The 19,454-nt window shown below is 64.9% G+C and carries 19 protein-coding genes and 1 tRNA gene; 13 read left to right on the top strand and 7 right to left on the bottom strand.

Features of this window, described 5'->3' with window-relative positions:
- Positions 1-153: 153 nt before the first annotated feature.
- Positions 154-645: a DUF2141 domain-containing protein gene (locus AAG591_RS15130; protein WP_342532285.1), complete on the bottom strand. Its 492-nt coding sequence runs from the start codon at positions 643-645 to the stop codon at positions 154-156.
- Positions 646-908: 263 nt separating this feature from the next.
- Between AAG591_RS15130 and rpe the strand changes: the two genes are divergently transcribed.
- From rpe to AAG591_RS15105, 5 genes are all read left to right on the top strand, one after another.
- Positions 909-1,574, top strand: coding sequence for a ribulose-phosphate 3-epimerase (gene rpe, locus AAG591_RS15125; protein ID WP_342532284.1), 666 nt, complete (start codon positions 909-911; stop codon positions 1,572-1,574).
- Positions 1,574-3,523: a heparinase II/III family protein gene (locus AAG591_RS15120; RefSeq protein WP_342532302.1), complete on the top strand. Its 1,950-nt coding sequence runs from the start codon at positions 1,574-1,576 to the stop codon at positions 3,521-3,523. The genes rpe and AAG591_RS15120 overlap by 1 nt, the downstream gene beginning before the upstream one ends.
- A 3-nt stretch (positions 3,524-3,526) precedes the next feature.
- Positions 3,527-5,116 carry a bifunctional phosphoribosylaminoimidazolecarboxamide formyltransferase/IMP cyclohydrolase gene (purH, locus tag AAG591_RS15115; protein WP_342532283.1) on the top strand — a complete coding sequence of 530 codons (1,590 nt, stop codon included), beginning with the start codon at positions 3,527-3,529 and terminating at the stop codon, positions 5,114-5,116.
- A gap of 257 nt (positions 5,117-5,373) precedes the next feature.
- Positions 5,374-6,060: a peptide-methionine (S)-S-oxide reductase MsrA gene (msrA, locus tag AAG591_RS15110; protein WP_342532282.1), complete on the top strand. Its 687-nt coding sequence runs from the start codon at positions 5,374-5,376 to the stop codon at positions 6,058-6,060.
- Positions 6,061-6,112: 52 nt separating this feature from the next.
- Positions 6,113-6,577, top strand: a complete 465-nt coding sequence (locus AAG591_RS15105) for a Fur family transcriptional regulator (RefSeq protein WP_342532281.1) — start codon at positions 6,113-6,115, stop codon at positions 6,575-6,577.
- Here the strand turns inward: AAG591_RS15105 and AAG591_RS15100 are convergent.
- Positions 6,574-7,125, bottom strand: coding sequence for a hypothetical protein (locus AAG591_RS15100; RefSeq protein WP_342532280.1), 552 nt, complete (start codon positions 7,123-7,125; stop codon positions 6,574-6,576). The genes AAG591_RS15105 and AAG591_RS15100 overlap by 4 nt on opposite strands.
- 132 nt (positions 7,126-7,257) lie before the next feature.
- On the opposite strand from AAG591_RS15100, the gene dxs reads away from it, so the two are divergent.
- From dxs to AAG591_RS15085, 3 genes are all read left to right on the top strand, one after another.
- On the top strand, positions 7,258-9,180 hold the full coding sequence (dxs, locus tag AAG591_RS15095) for a 1-deoxy-D-xylulose-5-phosphate synthase (RefSeq protein ID WP_342532279.1): 1,923 nt from the start codon (positions 7,258-7,260) through the stop codon (positions 9,178-9,180).
- A 21-nt stretch (positions 9,181-9,201) separates the two neighbouring features.
- Positions 9,202-9,642, top strand: coding sequence for a hypothetical protein (locus AAG591_RS15090; RefSeq protein ID WP_342532278.1), 441 nt, complete (start codon positions 9,202-9,204; stop codon positions 9,640-9,642).
- A gap of 114 nt (positions 9,643-9,756) precedes the next feature.
- Complete coding sequence (locus AAG591_RS15085) at positions 9,757-10,554, top strand: crotonase/enoyl-CoA hydratase family protein (RefSeq protein WP_342532276.1); 798 nt, start codon at positions 9,757-9,759, stop codon at positions 10,552-10,554.
- On the opposite strand, the gene AAG591_RS15080 is transcribed toward AAG591_RS15085, so the two are convergent.
- Genes AAG591_RS15080 through AAG591_RS15060 form a run of 5 tightly spaced genes read right to left on the bottom strand, consistent with a single transcriptional unit; the run spans position 10,555 to position 16,083 of the window.
- Entirely contained in the window at positions 10,555-11,223 is a 669-nt protein-coding gene (locus tag AAG591_RS15080) for an NnrU family protein (protein ID WP_342532275.1), read from the bottom strand. It lies immediately after the preceding gene.
- Between the two features lie 25 nt (positions 11,224-11,248).
- A complete protein-coding gene (locus tag AAG591_RS15075; protein WP_342532274.1) occupies positions 11,249-11,728 on the bottom strand; it encodes an FKBP-type peptidyl-prolyl cis-trans isomerase in 480 nt (159 codons plus the stop codon).
- Entirely contained in the window at positions 11,725-13,020 is a 1,296-nt protein-coding gene (locus tag AAG591_RS15070) for an amidohydrolase family protein (RefSeq protein WP_342532273.1), read from the bottom strand. The genes AAG591_RS15075 and AAG591_RS15070 overlap by 4 nt, the downstream gene beginning before the upstream one ends.
- A complete protein-coding gene (locus AAG591_RS15065; RefSeq protein ID WP_425341669.1) occupies positions 13,017-14,393 on the bottom strand; it encodes an amidohydrolase in 1,377 nt (458 codons plus the stop codon). The genes AAG591_RS15070 and AAG591_RS15065 overlap by 4 nt, the downstream gene beginning before the upstream one ends.
- Before the next feature lie 31 nt (positions 14,394-14,424).
- A complete protein-coding gene (locus tag AAG591_RS15060; RefSeq protein ID WP_342532271.1) occupies positions 14,425-16,083 on the bottom strand; it encodes a peptide MFS transporter in 1,659 nt (552 codons plus the stop codon).
- Positions 16,084-16,274: 191 nt separating this feature from the next.
- Here AAG591_RS15060 and AAG591_RS15055 point away from each other — a divergent pair, with 191 nt between their 5' ends.
- The 5 genes from AAG591_RS15055 to AAG591_RS15035 all read left to right on the top strand — a co-directional run bounded on the left by AAG591_RS15055 (position 16,275) and on the right by AAG591_RS15035 (position 19,394).
- Positions 16,275-16,652 (top strand): GntR family transcriptional regulator, encoded by a 378-nt coding sequence (locus AAG591_RS15055; protein ID WP_342532270.1) that lies wholly within the window; start codon positions 16,275-16,277, stop codon positions 16,650-16,652.
- Positions 16,653-16,792: 140 nt separating this feature from the next.
- On the top strand, positions 16,793-17,074 hold the full coding sequence (locus AAG591_RS15050) for an integration host factor subunit beta (RefSeq protein WP_342532268.1): 282 nt from the start codon (positions 16,793-16,795) through the stop codon (positions 17,072-17,074).
- 85 nt (positions 17,075-17,159) lie between these two features.
- Positions 17,160-17,244, top strand: a tRNA-Leu gene (locus AAG591_RS15045).
- Between the two features lie 106 nt (positions 17,245-17,350).
- Positions 17,351-18,961, top strand: coding sequence for an NAD(P)/FAD-dependent oxidoreductase (locus tag AAG591_RS15040; protein ID WP_342532267.1), 1,611 nt, complete (start codon positions 17,351-17,353; stop codon positions 18,959-18,961).
- A 22-nt stretch (positions 18,962-18,983) separates the two neighbouring features.
- On the top strand, positions 18,984-19,394 hold the full coding sequence (locus AAG591_RS15035) for a GtrA family protein (protein ID WP_342532266.1): 411 nt from the start codon (positions 18,984-18,986) through the stop codon (positions 19,392-19,394).
- Positions 19,395-19,454: the final 60 nt, after the last annotated feature.

Here is a 19,454-nt window from a genome sequence, read left to right as displayed (position 1 = left end):
GCTTCCCGATATGGCCGGTCGCTAGCACCCTGTTATTTCGGAGCGCAGCACTCCCTCGACCTTGTCGACGCACAGCAAAAAGCGGCCGATCATGGATCGCGCCGCTTGATGCTCATTCCAGAAATGCGAAGCCGGATAGGTTCCGGCATACGGTCAGAGATAGCGCATCCGCATCGTCACGTTGGTTACGCCGCTGCCGACGCGGAAGGTGGCTTTCTGCACGCTCGGCTTGCCGAGGTTCCAGATATTGATCGGCGGATCGTTCGACATCGCTGCACCGTCGATCGTGATATCGTCTTCGTCATTGCCGTTCTTGTCATGCCGCGCGCCGAGCGCGTATTCGCCGGGGGCGTCGACGGGGATGCAGAAGGTCATGCTGCCGGCCTTGGCGGGGATGTCGATCCGTTTCAGCCAACGGCCCTTTTTCAGCCAGTCCGATTTCTTCGCGTAATAGCTGTGCAGGCGAACATTGCCGGTACTCGACTCGATACCGGTGATCGTCACCTTGATCGCAGGGCCCTTCCCCGGGGCGCAATCGGCAAGATTGTTCGAAATTTTCTGTTCGTACTGCGCCTGCGAGGCGACAGGCACGGCCGCGATCGCCCCGGCTGCGAACAGCAGGCCGATGCGCTTTCGGGTTTTCATGCTCGGAGTCTTCATAGCGTGTCTCAAAATCCTGTTTTTCGGGCGGTCGCCGCATGCAGGTGGCCCCGCGTCGCCGCCAAATCTAGTGACGTAAAGCCACATCTTCACTGAATTGCCGCTGAATTTGCTTCGCTAAGAGCCTGTCATGCCTGCTATTGCTTGCCGGTGGGGGAAAACGCACGCGCGCGTGTCTCATTCCGATTCGCGAAGCGCTAAGGGGTTCACTTCATCGACCCTGGCCTCAACCCGAAGTGCTCTTGCGCATGACCACCCCGCTGATCGCCCCCTCGATCCTTTCCGCCGACTTCGCGAAGCTGGGCGAAGAAGTGCGTGCGATCGATACTGCGGGTGCGGACTGGGTCCATGTCGACGTGATGGACGGGCATTTCGTGCCCAATCTCACCATCGGGCCCGCAGTGGTCAAGGCGCTGCGACCGCACAGCGACAAGCCGTTCGACGTGCACCTGATGGTCAGCCCCGTGGACCTGTGGCTGGAAGCCTTTGCCGAGGCGGGGGCGGACCACATCACGATCCATCCCGAGGCCGGGCCACATACGCATCGCACGCTTCAGACGATCCGCTCTCTGGGCAAGAAAGCGGGCGTGGTGATCAATCCCGGTACGCCCGAAAACGTGCTCGAATACCTGATCGACATGGTCGACCTGGTGCTGGTGATGAGCGTCAATCCAGGCTTCGGCGGGCAGAGCTTCATCGACAGCCAGCTACGCAAGATCGAGGCGATCCGCACAATGATCGACGCGACCGGGCGCGACATTTTCCTGGAGGTCGATGGCGGGGTGGATGTGAACACCGCGCCGCGATGCATCGCCGCCGGGGCGGATGTGCTCGTGGCGGGGTCGGCCACGTTCAAGGGTGGTCCGGATCGCTACGCCGCTAATATAGCGGCTCTCAAGGGGAAAACAGGTTGATGGTCGATTCGATGGGTCATGATCCGGTACGAGGGGACGCTGGAGAGGTGGCCGATGGCCCCGAGCTCGACAAGGAAGAGCGCGCCGCGCGCCAGCTGATCATGACCCTTGGCGGCAAACCCGAACCGACCGCGCTGAGCGACCGCGACGAAGAGAATCCCGTGCCGCTGCCCAGTCCGCTGCCCGCTGCCGCGTCGCGCGAAGCCCAGCCAGAGCTCGACGTCGTTCCGACTGCCCGCGCGCTGGTGCCGCAGGAAATCGGGGCACCGGCCGTCGGTCCGGGCGAGCGTCTGGTCCGGATCGCCTACGCGGCAGGCATTCGCGGGCGGCTGATAACATCGCCGCTATCGAAACCGGCAAAGCGCCGCGTCCTGTCGACGGTGACGCCGCCTCTGCCGGGCGATCGTGCCGCTGGCATGGCGCTGCGCGCGGGGCACTTCCTTATCCACGGGGTCAAGCTGCCGATCGCGCAGCTCGAATTCGGCCCGGGTACACGGCAGCAGTCTCCCCTGATCGAGCGGCACGTGCATTCGTACGCCTGGCTGCGCGATCTCGCCGGGTCGGGCGCGCGCCCGCAGGTCGAAGCGACCGCATTGCGCATTCACCGCATGTGGCTCGACGCGCATCCGCTGCCTGCCAAGGGGCCGGCGTGGGAAGTGGAGGTCAGCGCAAGGCGGACGCTGGCATGGCTGGTCCATGCGCCACTGATCCTGTCGAATAAGGCGGTGCGCGGGCGGACGCTTGCGGCGCTCGACAAGACTGCCCGATGGCTCGATTCGCAGGTCTCCAAGGCGTGCGACAAGCAGGCCGAGGTCTTCGTCTGGGGTGCGCTGGTCGCCGCAGGCCTGCTGCTGCCCGAAGGCAAACCGCGCCGCCTGTTCGCGGAAGCGGGCATGGCCCGCGCGCTGGGCGACTTCGTGGGCGAGGATGGCGGCGTGCAGTCGCGCAGCCCGCTCGCGCAGATGGAGCTGCTCGAACTGCTGACCGAGCTCGCAGCCTGCTACCGCTCGATGAAGATGGAGCCGCCCAAATTCGTTACGGCGGTGTCCGAATTGATCGTGCCGCCGCTGCTGGCGGTGGTTCATGGCGAGGGCGGGCTGGGCAACTGGCAGGGCGCAGGCGCGGTCTCATCCGACAAGGTGAACGAGCTTATCCGCGCGAGCGGTGTGCGCACACGACCGCTGAAGGAACCGCGCGGCTGGGGCTATCACCGCGCGAGCGCGGGCAAGACGATCCTGCAGTTCGACGCCGCGCCGCCGCCGCTCGCACGCTATTCGCGTTCCGGCTGCGCCTCCACGCTCGCGTTCGAACTGTCCGCGCAAGGCCAGCGGATCATCGTCAACTGCGGCGGCGCCGCATGGGCCGGGGCGCAGGTGCCCGCACGGATCGAGCAGGGCCTGCGCGCCACCGCCGCGCATTCGACGCTGGTGCTTGAAGACGTCAACTCGACCGCGATTCTGATAAAGGGCCAGCTGGGCGCAGGGGTGGGCGAGGTCGAGGTCGACCGGCGCACGATGGGCGGCGGCGCGCGCGGCGGCGCAACCCGGATCGAGGCATCGCACGATGGCTATGCCAGCCGCTTCGGGCTGGTCCACCGCCGCGTGCTGGTGCTGCGCGACGACGGTACCGAGCTGGCGGGCGAGGATGTGTTGCTGCCCGCGAGCAAGCGCGGCAAGCGCGGCAAGGTCGGCTATGCGATCCGTTTCCACCTCGGGATGGGGATCGCGGCGCGCCTGTCCGAAGACCGCAAGGGCGCAGGACTGGTCCTGCCTGACGGTTCGCACTGGCAATTCCGCGTGGCAGGAGAATATACGGGCACGCTTTCGATCGAAGACAGCCTCTTCGTCGATGGACAGGGTCGGCCGCAGGCGATCCAGCAGCTCGTTCTACAGGGCATGACACCGCGCAGCGGCGGTAGCTTTGCCTGGTTATTCAAGAAGATGGGATAGATTTTGACCGACATTCCGATCCGCAGGGCTCTCCTTTCCGTGTCGGACAAGGAGGGGTTGGCGCAGCTTGGCCGCGCGCTGGCGAGTCGCGGAGTCGAACTCGTCTCGACCGGCGGTACCGCGAAGGCGCTGCGCGAGGCGGAGCTCGACGTGCGCGACATCTCCGACCTGACCGGCTTTCCCGAGATGATGGACGGGCGGGTCAAGACGCTCCACCCCAAGGTCCACGGCGGCCTGCTCGCGCTGCGCGACAACGACGATCACGTCGCCTCGATGGAAGAGCACGAAATCGGCGCGATCGATCTGGTGGTGGTCAATCTCTACCCGTTCGAGGCGACCGTGGCCAAGGGTGCGGAGCGCGACGAGATCATCGAGAATATCGATATCGGCGGGCCCAGCATGGTACGCTCGGCAGCGAAGAACCACGCCTTCGTCACCATCGTGACCGATCCGGCTGACTATCCCACGCTGGTCGATGAGCTGGACAAGGGCGACGGCGCGACCACGCTCGATTTCCGCAAGGCCATGGCGGCGAAGGCCTTTGCCGCCACCGCCGCCTACGACAGCATGATCAGCCAGTGGTTCGCCTTCGCCGACCAGCAGCAGGAATTTCCCGAATACCTCTCCGTCGGCGGAAAGGCCCCCACGATCCTGCGATATGGCGAGAACCCGCACCAGCAGGCGGCGCTCTATACGCCCGTCGGCCCGCACGCGCGCGGCATCGCGCAGGCCGAGCAGCTGCAGGGCAAGGAGCTGAGCTACAACAATTACAACGATGCCGACGCCGCGCTGGAACTGTGCGCGGAATTCGCCGGGCAGGAGCCGTCGGTGGTCATCGTCAAGCACGCCAACCCCTGCGGCGTGGCGCAGCGCGGATCGCTCATCGACGCGTGGAACGAAGCACTGGCGTGCGACTCGGTATCGGCTTTCGGCGGGATCGTGGCGGTGAACCGCGAGCTTGACGGCGAAACCGCGCGCGCGATCTGCGAGATCTTCACCGAAGTGGTGATCGCGCCCAGCGTGAGTGACGAGGCGCGCGAGGCTTTCGCCAGGAAGAAGAACCTGCGCCTGCTGACCGTGGGCGATTTGCCCGACCCGCGCCGCAACGGGCTAACGGTCAAGCCCATCACCGGCGGGCTGCTGGTGCAGGGCCGCGACAGTGCAACGATCTCGACCGATGACCTCAAAGTGGTCACCAAGCGCGAGCCTACCGAGCAGGAATTGAAGGATTGCCTGTTCGCGTGGACTGTCGCGCGGCACGTCAAATCCAACGCGATCGTCTACGCGAAAGATGGGGCCACCGCCGGAATCGGCGCGGGCCAGATGAACCGCCGCGATTCGTCGCGCATCGCCGCGCTCAAGGCTGCAGAGGCAGCGGAGAAATACGGCTGGGCCGAATCGCGCACGGTTGGCAGCGCAGTCGCGTCGGACGCGTTCTTCCCCTTCGCCGATGGCCTGCTGGCCGCCGCCGAAGCGGGCGCGAGCGCGATTATCCAGCCGGGCGGGTCGATTCGCGATGACGAAGTGATCGCCGCCGCCGACGAGGCGGGGCTGGCGATGGTCTTTACCGGAATGCGCCATTTCCGCCATTGATGCGGCATTCTAACGGCAAATGGGCGTGATCGAACGCGCCGATTGCACCATTTGCCGTGCCTGACCGACAAATTCACTGAACCGAAAGCGTGCCATCCCCATATCGGAGGCAAGACGCAAACTCGCCCCCGGACTACCGCTATGAAACTTCTCCGCTCAGACATCTTTCGCAGCTTCGGCATCGGTTTCGGCATCGTCGCAGTGACGATGGCGATCACCCGGTTCGACGGTGCCCAAGGCCTCGTCGCGGTCCTTTCGTGATCCGCCGCGTCAAACCTGCGTTTGTCTCCCTCTTCGCGGCCGCGGCGCTATCGCTGGCCGGGTGCGGGCAGGCGCTGGCAGCGGAAAACTATGTCCGCGCGCCCGTCGCTGCGACCAAGGCCAAGGAGAACGGCCTCAAAACCGCGATCTTTGCTGGCGGGTGTTTCTGGGGCGTAGAGGCGGTGTTCAGCCACGTCAAAGGTGTGAAAAGCGCGGTGTCCGGCTATCACGGCGGGACAAAGCGGCAGGCGAAGTACAACATCGTCTCCAGCGGCGTGACCGACCATGTCGAGGCGGTGAAGATCACGTATGATCCGGCGCAAATCCGTTACGACCAGCTGCTCCGCATCTTCTTCTCGGTGGTTGCGGACCCGACGCTGCGCAATCGCCAGGGTCCGGACACGGGCGCGCAGTACAATGCCGAGATCATTCCGACATCTGCCGAGCAACGCCGCGTCGCCGATGCATACCTGGCGCAAATGAAACGGTCAGGCACGTGGGACAAGCCGATCGTCACGAGCGTGATGCCTGCCAAGACGTTTTACCCGGCAGAGGCCTACCACCAGAACTTTGCGCTGAAGAACCCGCGCCACGGCTACATCGTCCGCTGGGACGCGCCGAAGGTGGCTGCGCTCGAGGAATTCTACCCGGGCGTCTATCGCGCGAGCTTCCTGCGCGACTGACGGATCGCAACGCGATCTGGAAACCGGCCATCGTCGGCGCTATCTTCCCCGCATGGCTACCGCACACAAGCACAAGGAACACGAAGGCGAAGCGCTGATCGACGCGGCAAAGCGCTCGCTCGAAGATCAGGGCGAACGCTGGACGGGCATGCGCTCCGAAGTGTTCGAGGAACTCGCGCGGCACACGCGCCCCGTTTCCGCCTACGATATCGCCGAAAATCTGAGCAATCAGCGCGGCAGCCGCGTGGCGCCCAACAGCGTGTACCGCATTCTCGACATTTTCGTGCGTGGCAACCTTGCCAACCGGATCGAGAGCGCCAACGCGTTCCTCGTCAACTCGCACCCCGGATGCCGGCACGATTGCATCTTCCTGATCTGCGACGATTGCGGCGCTGCAGATCATATCGACGATGATTCACTCACCGGCTCGCTGCGCGATGCGGGCAGCCGGGCAGGCTATAGCGAAGTGCGGCCCGTGGTCGAGCTGCGCGGGCTGTGCGCGGAATGTAGCCGCTAGGGCACGCCGGGCGCGGATACCGAAGTGTCGGATCTGTATCCGCTATATCCCCCATAAGGATTGCGCGCGGGGTTGAGCGGGCTGCTATCGAGCGGCGCGCCCGGGCCGGTAAACGTATCGAGGATCGTGATCGCCGATTCGGCCCACTGGCGCTGGATCGCGATCTTGGACTCGACCTGCGCAAGATCCGCCCATTTCATGTCGAGCGCATAGTCGATCCCGCTCCAGTCGAGTTCAGGATAATCGTCGCGGAAGTCCGCGACGCGATAACTCAGTCGCTCCAGCCGGTCATATTCGCGGTCATAGGCCCGCTCCAGGCATTGTTCGAACACTACGCGCCGACGCATTGCAGCCTGCTGTTCCCAATAGGGTGCGTTCCAGCGGGCGGGTATCGGAACCGAGCAGCCCGTCCTGTCGGAAACGACATGGGCTTCGACCATCGACCGGGCTTCGGAGCGTGGATCGTAATCGCCATCGTCGGTCTGCTGGGCACAGAGTGGTGCCGAAACCAGCGCGAAGACCAATGCCAGAGGACGCAGTGCATCCATATCCCAACCCCCTTCGATGCGACCGCTACCACTGTTCAGTCGGCCCGCTTGAACCGTCGGTGAATGCGCGCAATCCTGCGGTGGTGCCGTTTTGGGTTCGACACGAACAGGGGCTGGCGGTAGAGTGAAGGGATGACTGAACGCCCTGAGACGCCGCTTCTCGATACGGTTAACCTGCCGTCCGACCTCCGCAAGCTCGAGCGCGAGAAACTGCGCCAGCTGGCCGACGAATTGCGCGCCGAGATGATCGACGCGGTCGGCACCACGGGCGGCCATCTGGGCTCCGGCCTCGGCGTGGTCGAACTGACCGTGGCAATCCATTACATCTTCAACACGCCCGAAGACCGGCTGATCTGGGACGTCGGCCACCAGTGCTACCCGCACAAAATCCTGACCGGGCGGCGCGACCGTATTCGCACGCTGCGCCAGGGCGGCGGCCTGTCGGGCTTTACCAAGCGCGCGGAAAGCGAATACGACCCCTTCGGCGCGGCGCACAGCTCCACCTCGATCTCCGCGGGGATTGGTTTTGCCATGGCCAACCTGCTGCAGGACAAGCCTGGCCGCGCGATCGCGGTGATCGGCGACGGCGCGATGAGCGCAGGGATGGCCTACGAGGCGATGAACAATGCCGAACAGGCGGGCAATCGTCTGGTGGTGATCCTCAACGACAACGACATGTCGATCGCGCCGCCGGTGGGCGGCCTTTCCGCCTACCTCGCGCGCGTCGTCTCGAGCGGCGAATATCTCGGCCTGCGCAGCCTTGCCTCCAAAGTCGCCAAGAAGATGAGCCGCCGCGTGCACTCCTCGCTCGGCAAGGCGGAGGAATTTACCCGCGGCATGGTGACCGGCGGGACTTTGTTCGAGGAGTTGGGTTTCTACTACGTTGGCCCGATCGACGGGCACAATCTCGATCACCTGATCCCCGTGCTGGAGAATGTGCGCGATAGCGATCAGGGCCCGGTGCTGATCCACGTCGTGACCGAGAAGGGCAAGGGCTACAAGTTCGCGGAGGAAAGCGCGGACAAGTACCACGGCGTCTCCAAGTTCGACGTCATCACCGGCGAACAGAAGAAATCGAAGGGCGGCCCGCCCAATTACCAGAACGTGTTCGGCGAAACGCTCGCCAAACTGGCCGAGACAGACGACAAGATCGTCGCGATCACCGCCGCCATGCCGAGCGGTACGGGCGTCGACAAATTCGCCAAGGCGCACCCGGAACGCACCTTCGATGTCGGTATTGCCGAACAGCACGGGGTGACCTTCGCCGCCGGCCTCGCCGCGCAGGGCATGCGCCCCTTCGCCGCGATCTATTCGACCTTCCTCCAGCGCGCCTACGACCAGGTGGTCCACGACGTTGCGATCCAGAACCTGCCGGTCCGCTTCGCGATCGACCGCGCGGGGCTGGTCGGTGCGGACGGCTGCACGCACGCCGGATCGTTCGACGTCACCTATCTCGCGACGCTGCCCAACATGGTGGTGATGGCCGCCGCCGACGAGGCGGAGCTGGCGCACATGACCTACACCGCCGCCGAATACGACGACGGCCCCATCGCTTTCCGCTATCCGCGTGGGAGCGGCACGGGCGTGGAAATACCCGAGAAGCTCGAAAAGCTCGAGATCGGCAAGGGGCGCATCGTCAAGGAAGGCAGCAAGGTCGCGATCCTCTCGCTCGGCACGCGGCTGGGCGAAGCGCTCGATGCGGCGGAGCAGCTGGAGGCACGCGGCCTTTCGACCACGGTCGCCGACATGCGCTTCGCCAAGCCGCTCGACACCGCGCTGATCGAAAAGGCGATGCGCGAGCACGAGGTGGTGCTGACGATCGAGGAAGCCGCGATAGGCGGCCTCGGCGCGCACGTGCTGACCTTTGCCAGCGACAGCGGGTTGCTGGACGAGGGGCTGAAGGTACGCACGATGCGCCTGCCCGATGTGTTCCAGGATCAGGACGATCCGAAGAAGCAATACGACGAGGCGGGGCTCAACGCGCCGGACATCGTCGATACGGTGCTGGCCGCGCTGCGGCACAATTCGGCGGGGGTCGAAGAGGCGCGGGCTTAGGGCCATACTTGCATGGCTGAGTTGCTCGGCATTCCCGCGTGGCTTTTTCCTACGCTCTTTGTTCTCGGCGGACTTTGCATCTGGTTCGGCATTGCCTGGCGCAATACCAGTAAACAGGTCCGCCGGATTTCGGCGCAGCGGTCCAACCCGACCGAAGCCGAATTCATGGACATGATGCTGCGCGATGTCTCGGAGGAGGCAGCCGGGTTCTTGTGGACGACCGCGCTGCCCTACCTCAAATTTTTCAAGGCCCCGCTTACCCCTCATCCCGAAGACAATCTCGTCAATGACTTACCGATTGACGACGACGACTTCGGCATTGATTGGCCGCGCGAATGGGCCGAGCTGAAGTGCTTTCACGAGAGCAACATGCCGGACTGGCCCGAAGGATGGCCGGTCACGATCCGCAACTATGGTCGCTGGCTCGACATGGCCCCCGCCGCTTTGTCACCCCGGACTTGATCCGGGGTCCAGCTTCTTCCTGTGAGACCACGTCAAAGAAAGCCTGATCCCGGCTCGGGGGCCGGGATGACGGAGTGGGCTGGGACTGGCATTGAGCGGGTGAAAGGAAATTGCATGCTCCCACTCACCCTCTCCACGACCAACCACATCGCCACGCTCACGCTCAACCGGCCGGACAGCATGAACGCTCTCGGCCAGGCGGGTGATGGCGAGGCGTTCGCGGCGGCGTGCGATGCGATCAACGCCAATCCCGCCATCCGATGCGCAATCCTGACCGGGGCAGGGCGCGCTTTCAGTGCGGGTGGCGACATCAAGGCGATGCGGGACCGCACCGGCAATTTCGCAGGATCGCCCGCCGATATCGCGGACGGCTATCGCAACAATATCCATCGAATCCTGCGCGCTCTCTACGGACTGCGTGTGCCTTTGATCGCCGCGATCAACGGGCCTGCGATCGGGCTTGGTGGCGATCTGGCGTGCCTTGCCGACATGCGCATCGCGAGCACATCCGCGAAATTCGGCGTCACCTTCCTCAAGCTCGGCCTCGTGCCCGGAGACGGCGGCACCTGGCTGCTGCCGCGGGTGATCGGCGAGGCGCGCGCGGCGGAGCTGTTCTTTACGGGCCATGTGATCGACGCGGCGACCATGCAGGAATGGGGCCTCGTCTCCCGCATCGTCGAACCCGACGCCCTGCTCGACGAAGCGCACGCTCTGGCCGAAAAGGTTTGCGCCATGCCGCCCGCCGCGCTGCGCCAGACCAAGATGATGCTACGGCAGGGGCGCGAGCTATCCTATGAAGGCGCGCTCGAACTTGCAGCCAGTACGCAGGGTCTGATGCATCACACCGCCGATAACGCAGAGGGCGTCGCCGCGCTGATCGAGAAGCGCGCGCCCGATTTCACCGGCGAGTAGCTAAATCCACCGCCACACGCCGGCCGCCATCGCGTGGAGCCACGTTGCGCCCAGCCAGATGGCGATGCCGCCGATCCACGGCAGCGACCCGACCGAGAGAAGGCGGTGAAGGCGTGGCCAGTAGCCGGTCTTCGCCTCCCACTGCTGCCACGCCTCGCCCATCAGCGCTTCCTTCTTGCGGTCCTGCAAGTGCGCGCCAACCAGCGCGAGCACGCCGATGGCGGTCGCGACCACCACGGTGCGCGCTGTCGGCGCGGCGATCAGGTGCGCGAGAGCCCATAGTGCGAAGCCCCACATCATCGGGTGGCGGGTGACCTTGAACACGCCGTGTGCGGGCTTCCTTGCCGCCTGCGCCGCGCCGGGTGCGGGCAGCGCGGGGTTGCTGATCAGCGAACCGGCGAACAGCACCATCGCGATCAGCGTGACGATGCTCGCCGCGATCCATACTCCATCTCCGTAATCGCCCCACATCGGCGCGCCAGCCGGGGTCGCGACGAAGGCAAAATACATCCACGCCATCGTGGCGGCGCTGACCAGCGAATAGGCGATCATGAAGCCGCCCGCGCCGAGCAGGCGCACCATCGGAGCGCGCAGCGGATGCGACATGGCGAAATGCGTACCGACGAAGGCGATGCTGGCGGCAATCAGCGAGGCAAGCGGGTCGATCATCTCCATCACTCCTCTGCGAAACGCCCTATTCGATGCCGATCAGTTCCACCTTGAAGATCAGCGTCGCATTACCGGGGATCGGCCCCTTGCCGACGGGGCCGTAGGCGAGGTCTGCGGGGGCATAGAGTTCGATCGTGTCGCCCACGCCCATCTCGGGAATCGCGAGCTGCCATGCTTTGACCAGCCGACCAAGCGGGAATGTCGCCGGTTCGCCGCGCTCGTAGGAGCTGTCGAACTCAGTCCCGTCGAGCAGGCGGCCGACGTAATGCACGGTCACGGTGTCGGCGACGGTCGGCCTCGGGCCGGTGCCATCGCCCGACAGGCGGCGATATTTGAGGCCACCGGGAAGGACCTGCCAGCCGTCCGCCTGCTTCAGCTCGGCGATCGCGAGCTGCTGGGTGTTATGCCACGCAAGGTCGTGCGTCGCCTCTTTGGCCCCAGCGTCATCCTGCGCGAGAGCTGCCGCCGGGAGGGCTAGCGCGAGTAGCGCAATGGCCGCCTTCACCAGTCGTACGCCTTGGGCAGGTCGCTTTCATCGAGATCGCGATAGCGTTCGCGCAGGCGGGTCTGGTGGTTTTCAACCGGCTGTCGCACCCCGTCGATAAAGACCGCGACGGGCACAGAGCCGACTTCCAGCGGATCGCCATCCCACATCACCACATCGGCGATGGCTCCGGGCGCGAGCGTGCCGAGCTGGCCGCCGAAACCCGAAATGGCTGCCGGGATCGAAGTGATCGTGGCAAGCGCCTGCCCCCAGCTCAGCCCGTCGGCCCCCGGGACACGGGTCAGCGCGACGAGGTTGCCAGCATACTGGCGCGCGTTGCGCGGCTGTTCGGCGGTGCCGCCTTCCATCCTGCCGATAGCGACCTTCACGCCCGCCTTCTGCATCCGCCCGATATTGCTTTGCGTGGCGGCGATCTGATCGAAGCCGGTGGGCAGGTCGTCGAGCGGATCGGCAATCACCGGCACGCCCGCCGCAGCGATATCGTCCGCCACCAGCCATCCCTCGCTGACGCCGAGAAGTACGAGGTCGAGGTTCGGGAAATCGCGCCGAAGCTGCAGGATCTCGCGAATGTCGGATGCGCGCTCCACATGCACGTACAGCGCCTGCTTGCCCGAAACGACCGGGCCGAGCGCGGCAGCATCTGCGCGGGTCAGCTCCGCATCTTCACCGCTCCAGCGGCCTGCCGCATAGGCATGCGCCTCGTGCAGTGCATTGTCGAGCCAAGCGTAGGTGCCCGTGCGGCCCCCGCCACCGAGCCTTGCGCCTGTTTCGCCCAGCGCCACGATCTGGAACGCGCGCGCCTTCGTGATGGGTTCGGCGTCCGCGCCCAGATCGATCACCGCGCCCTGTCCGCCGAAAATTCCCGATGCGGGCTGTGGGGCGATGCTGGCACGGGTGATCCCGTCCGCCCGCGCGACCAGCAATTGCTGCGAGGCGGGGTTGATCGCGGGCGCGACATCCAGTGCGGCGCTGAAGGGCGAACGGCCTGCGGAGGTATCGTTGCTTTCGCTGACCCCGTCGACATCGACCAGGCCCAGAGTGGTGATTGCCGAGAAGATGCCCGGCGTGATCCACTTGCCCGTGCCGTCGATCACTTCGACCCCGGCAGGGGTCGCAAGGCCGGCGCCCGCCGCGACCACCCGGCCGTTCTGCACCACCACGGTGGCGTTCTCGACCGGCTCAGATCCGTCGCCGGTCGCGACCGTAGCGTTGGTGATGGCGAAATCCTGCGCGGAGGCAGGGGCTACCAGTGCGAGCGCAGCGGTGGCGGCGTACAGGAACCGGGCGATCATTTGACGTCTCCCTCACCGGGCTGGCCAAGCTCGAAATCGCTCACCGGGCGGCGTTTGCGATCCATCGCATCGTACAGCAGCGCGCCATCGACCCAGACCTTCTCGGGCCGCGAATAGACGCTTAGCGGGTCGCCGTTCCACAGCACCACATCGGCCATCTTGCCCGCTTCGAGGCTGCCGGTCATCTTTTCGATGCCCATCGCCTTGGCCGCGTTGTAGGTGAACCAGCCGACCAAATCGGCGTCGGGAATGTCGAGCCCCATGCGCTGCCCCGCGGCCTGCGCCTTCGCGGCCTCCTGATTCAGCCGCTGGATGCCGTTCGCATCGTCCGAGTGGATGACGACGCAAGCGCCCGACTTCCACAGCAGTGCGGCGTTTTCGGGAATGCCGTCATAGCTTTCCATCTTGAAACCGTACCAATCGGCCCAGATCGCGCTGCACACGTCGTTTTCGCGCAGCAGGTCGCCGATCTTGTAGGCTTCGACCGCGTGGTGGAAGGCGGTGACCTTGTAGCCCATCTCCTTGGCCATATCCATCACCAGCGCCATCTCGTCCGCGCGGTAGCAGTGGTTGTGGACCAGGATATCGCCGTCGAGTACGCCCGCGAGCGTCTCGTTGCCGAGGTCGCGCCTTTTGCGATCGCCCGCTGCATAGGCCTTCGCGTCGAGCCATGTCTGCCGGTTGACCGCGAAATTGCCCATCCGGGTGGAGGGCATGCGCCCGCGATTGCCGTAGACGCGCTTCGGGTTCTCGCCGCAGGCCATCTTGAAGCCATAGGGCGCGCCGGGAAACTTCATGCCCTGAACGGTGCGCGCGGGCACGTTCTTGAGCGTGACCGAGCGCCCGCCCATCAGGTTCGCCGAGCCGGGCAGGATCTGCAAGCTCGTGACCCCGCCATTGGCGAGCGCGCGGCTGAAGCCCGGGTCTTGCGGCCACACCGAATGTTCGACCCACACTTCGGGCGTGGTCGGGCTGGTCGCCTCGTTACCGTCCGAATGCGCGTCGACGCTGGGGCTGGGATAGTCGCCGAGGTGCGAGTGGATGTCGATCACGCCGGGGGTGACGAACTTCCCGCTGCCGTCGATGACGTCATAGCCTTCGGTCGATAGACCGCTGCCGACCTCGATCACTTCGCCATCGCGCAGCAGAACGGTGCCGTTGTCGATCCGCCCACCGCGCCCGTCGTAGACGGTCGCGCCGACCAGCGCGGTCGGGCGACCGGGATAGCGCTGGTAGGTCGAGGGGAAGGGGGGCTGAGCATCCGCCGCCGGGGTGGATGCGGAGGCGGCAGGTGCTCCGCCGCCTTCGTCCATCGTCGAACATGCCCCCAGCGCCATCGCGCAGCCAAGCGCGATCAGTGTCCGTCCCAGCATTGTCCTCCCCCCCTGATGCCTGCCCTGCGCCTTAGTTACCGGGGCGCGTGGTCGGGTGGATGCCCGCACCCTGCGCTTCGCCCGGTCCTTCGGCCTGGCCTTCCAGATCGTCGCCGACATCGTCGTCGGTCAGCGTGTCGAGGTGCATCAGCTTCTTCACCAGCGGGCTGAGGACCAGCACCACCACACCTGCGCCAACCGCGAACCAGCCGATCTGGTTGTAGACGGTCAGCGTCAGCTCACGCGTCATCGTGCCTTCTTCGCCACCCGTGGCAGCGCCGATCATGCCCGCGACGAAGTTGCCGCCCGCGGTCGCGAAGAACCACGCACCCATCATCAGGCTGGCCAGCGACGCCGGTGACAGCCGGTTCATCGCCGACAGGCCAACCGGCGAGAGGCAAAGCTCGCCCGAGGTGTGCAGGAAGTAGATCGCGAACACGAGGATGACGGGGACCAGCACCGCCGGCCCGACGGCATTGGCACCCCACACAAACACCAGGAAGCCGAGGCCCACCTGAATGATCGCCAGCCCGAACTTGAACGGCGTCGACGGTTCGAGCCCGCGTTTGCCCAGGAACACCCAGAGCGCCGCGAAAAGCGGACCCAGGGTGAGGATGAAGATCGAGTTGATCGACTGGAACAGCGAGGCCGGCACGCCCTGACGATCGACGAAGCGATCGGTAAACAGGTTGAGCGAGCCCCCGGCCTGTTCGAACAGGCCCCAGAAGATCGGCTGCAGGATGATCAGGAAGATCGCTGCGAAAATACGATCACGCGCATGCGGCTCGAGCTTCATCGCCTGGAGGACGACGTAGAGCAGCAGAATCGCGCCCGCGATCAGCATCAGCCAGCCGACAACCGACTGGTACTGGATCAGCACCCACATCAGGGCGATCGCCGCGATACCGGTGAGGTAAAGCCACATTTCGAAGGGAACGCCTGCAACACGGCGCTTGAGGCCCTCGGGCATCGGGCTCTCGCCACGACCCAGCAGCAGCGGCTTTCCCAGCACGAAGACGACCAGGCCGAGCAACATGCCGACGCCTGCGGCGCCGAAGCCGTAGGACCAGCCGATCGTCTCACCCAGATAGCCGGCCAGGATCACGCCTGCCGCAGCGCCAAGGTTAATCCCCATGTAGAAGATCGTGTAGGCGCCATCGCGGCGGATATCCGTGCGCGAATAGAGCTGGCCGACGATCACCGAGATGTTGGCTTTCAGGAAGCCAGAGCCGACGATCACGAAGCTCAGCGCGAGCCAGAAGATGTTGATCGTGGGATCGCTTTGCCCGCCAGTCCCCTCGAATGCCATCAGCGCGTGGCCGCAGGTCAGCAGGATCGCGCCGAACAGCACCGCCTTGCGCTGCCCGAGATACCTGTCGGCCAGCCAGCCGCCCAGCACGGGCGTGATGTAAACCAGGCTGACATATGCGCCGTAGATGACGTTGGAATCGCTATCGTTGAACAGCCAGTGCTTGGTCAGGTAGAAAATCAGCAGGGCGCGCATGCCGTAGTACGAGAAGCGCTCCCACATCTCGGCGAAGAACAGGATGTAGAGCCCCTTGGGATGTCCGCCGACCTCCGCCTTGGGCCGGGTTACGGCGTATGCGCCGGCAGCCAGGAACAGCACCAGCACGGCCGAGGCAATGGCGGCAATCCAGTCGCCCTCGTCCCACAATGCGAAATCTTTCATGTAATCGCTTCCCCGAAATATCTCTCGGGCCGCCTCTTCCCGGCCCAATTATGGCGCGCACACTAGCGTCGAAAACCGGTGTGTGAAGCCCAAGTGACACCTATCCTCCTGATTATGGGCTGAACGACCCGCCGGTGGTGCATCGCGCGGGAACCTTGACCCGCCCCGCTGTATTATGTCACTGAAGCACCATGGCGAATGGCAATCCCTCCTCTGCGCGCCCCGTCTATCTGCGCCTGCGCGATCTGATCGCCGCGGCAATCCTCGACGGGGAATTTGCCGAAGGGGAGATGCTGCCTTCGGTGCGCGCCTTCGCGGCCGAACAGGGCGCCAATCCTCTCACCGTGGCCAAGGCCTTCCAGCAATTCCAAGACGACGGCCTGATCGCGGTGCGCCGCGGGGTGGGCATGTATGTCGTCGAGGGGGGGAAGGCGCGCCTGCGCAAGGCGGAGCGGGCAAGTTTCCTGCAGGAAGAGTGGCCCGAAATTCGCGCCCGGCTCGACCGGCTCGATTTGTCCCTGGACGATCTGCTTGCGCGCGACGCCTCCGCGACGCAACCCGCAGACTAACATTTATTGCATAGATGGATTGCGCCAATGGCCGCTTTCTGGCACGCAATCGTGACTGAGGGGTCAGGTCGCGCCGATTGAAGAGTCGGCGCTCTTTGTAGTGTGGCTGGGTGCCAGCGCTTTAACGGGAGGCGCGCATTATGATCAGGTCCGAACTTCTCCAGAAGCTTGCCAGCGACAATCCAGAGCTGCGCGCTCAGGAGGTCGACCAGGTCGTCGACATCTTCTTCGATGAAATCGCGCAGCGCCTTGCCGAAGGCGGGCGCGTGGAATTGCGCGGCTTCGGCGCGTTCTCGACCCGCGAGCGCGAGGCGCGCACCGGACGCAATCCCCGCACGGGCGAGGCGGTCGATGTACCGGCCAAGCGCGTGCCCTATTTCAAGCCCGGCAAGGAAATGCGCAACGCCCTCAACGGCGACTGAGCGCTTTCGCACCTTTTTTCCAAACTCGCCAAGATCGATCGACCCGTCTATGCGGCCATGCGCTGCGCAGGATGGCGTGCGCTTCGCGGGTGTGGCGGAATGGTAGACGCCGGGGACTTAAAATCCCCTGATCCTTGATCGTGTGGGTTCGAGTCCCACCACCCGCACCACCGGTTCGTCGCCCCGGCCTAAGCGCCGGTTTTCCGCCCGCGTTTACCTCTCCCTAACCAATTTCCTTCACTCCCCGGTCAAACGACCGAAACCCCGGGGGGTCCGATGACCGAAGCGAACCGATCAGCATTGAACATCTCGCCACTCGATGTGGACGTGGCGATTATCGGTGCGGGGCCTGCCGGGCTCACCGCAGGCTACCTGCTGACCAAGGCGGGCAAGAGCGTCGCGATCATCGAAAAGGACGCGATCTACGTGGGCGGCATCAGCCGCACCGTGGAGCACGAGGGCTATCGCTTCGATATCGGCGGGCACCGGTTCTTCTCGAAGAGCAAACAGGTCGTGGACCTGTGGAACGAGATCCTGCCCGACGATTTCATCGAGCGCCCGCGGATGAGCCGCATCTATTACGAGGGCAAATTCTACTCCTACCCGCTGCGCGCGTTCGAGGCGTTACGCAATCTGGGCGTGTGGCGCTCGACCGTGTGCATGGCGAGCTACCTGTGGGCGCGCGCATTCCCGGTGCGCGAGGTCAAGAGCTTCGAAGACTGGACGAGCAACCAGTTCGGCAAAAAGCTCTATTCGATCTTCTTCAAGACCTACACCGAGAAGGTGTGGGGCATGCCCTGCGATGAGATGAGCGCGGACTGGGCGGCGCAGCGGATCAAGGGCCTGTCGCTGATGGGCGCGGTGGTCGACGGGCTGAAGCGCAGCCTGGGGCTCAACAAGAAACCCAATGACGGGATGCAGGCCAAAACGCTGCTGGAGAGCTTCAGGTATCCCCGCCAGGGCCCCGGCATGATGTGGGAGGCCGCGCGCGACAAGATCGAAGCGACGGGCAGGGGGCAGGTCATCATGGGCCATGCGCTCGACCAGTTGGCCAGCGACGGGCAGGGCGGCTGGCGGATGACCGCCAAGGGCCCCTCAGGCATGCTCACGGTCAAGGCGCGCCACGCGATCAGCTCCGCCCCGATGCGCGAACTCGCGCGGCGGATGCACCCGCTGCCGCAATCGACCTTCCACGCGAACGAATTGCGCTACCGCGACTTCCTGACCGTGGCGCTGATGGTGGAGGGCGAGGACCTGTTCCCCGACAACTGGATCTACATCCACGACAGCAAGGTGAAGGTCGGCCGCGTGCAGAACTTCCGCAGCTGGTCGCCCGAGATGATTCCCGACGAGAGCATGGCCTGCGTCGGCCTCGAATATTTCTGCTTCGAAGGCGACGGGCTCTGGTCGATGGAGGATGAGGACCTGATCGCGCTCGCGACCGACGAGATGCGTATCCTCGGCCTGCTCGATCCGAAGAAGGTAAAGGGCGGCGCGGTCGTGCGACAGGAAAAGGCCTACCCCGTCTATGACGGGGATTACGCCGCCAATGTCGCTGCGATGCGTGACGAGCTGGAAGCGGATCATCCCACGCTGCACCTGGTCGGGCGCAACGGGATGCACCGCTACAATAATCAGGACCACGCGATGATGACCGCGATGCTGACGGTCGAAAACATCCTCGCCGGATCGCGCATCTACGATACGTGGTGCGTCAACGAGGATGCCGAATATCACGAGGCGGGTGACGAGGGGGCCGAGAAGGCGCTGCCCGCGCGCGCCAGCGTGACCGAGGATCAGGCCGCCGCGCTCAACTCGATGCGCGATGTGCCGACCCGGATCGTCGCCGATGGCGACAGCGACGCCGACAAGCGCCGCGCTGCCTGAGCAAAAGGAGAGGACGCCGCACATGCAGGCCGCGTTGCACCGCCTGACCGATGTGGTCTTCCTGCGCTACCTTCTGGCGAGCGTGGGCGCGCTTGCGGTGGACATGGGCTCGTTCCTTGGCCTGATGGCGGCGGGGATGGCACCGACGCCTGCCTCTTCCATCGGTTACGCGCTGGGAATCGTCGCGCACTGGCTGCTGTCGAGCCGCGCGGTGTTTGCCGGGCGGGTCGCAGGCAAGGGAATGGCGCGCACCCGGCAGAAGGCGCTATTCGTGATCTCTGCGCTGGCGGGACTGCTCCTCACCACGGCCATCGTCGCCGCCAGCGGCGCAGTGGGCATCGACCCGCGCGTCGGCAAGCTGATCGCCATTGCACTGAGCTTTGCGCTGACCTGGTGGCTGCGTGCCATGGTGGTGTTTCGTGCCGCTGACTGATCCGCAAATGGCGCAAGCCGGACAATTTCCTACGCGTAGCGCGCTGCCCCATATCCTGCG

It is taken from the genome of Citromicrobium bathyomarinum (assembly GCF_038594485.1).
GTDB classification, from domain to species: domain Bacteria; phylum Pseudomonadota; class Alphaproteobacteria; order Sphingomonadales; family Sphingomonadaceae; genus Alteriqipengyuania; species Alteriqipengyuania bathyomarina_A.
Note: the sequence above shows the minus strand (reverse complement) of the source record. Positions and strands in the feature narration are given on the sequence as shown.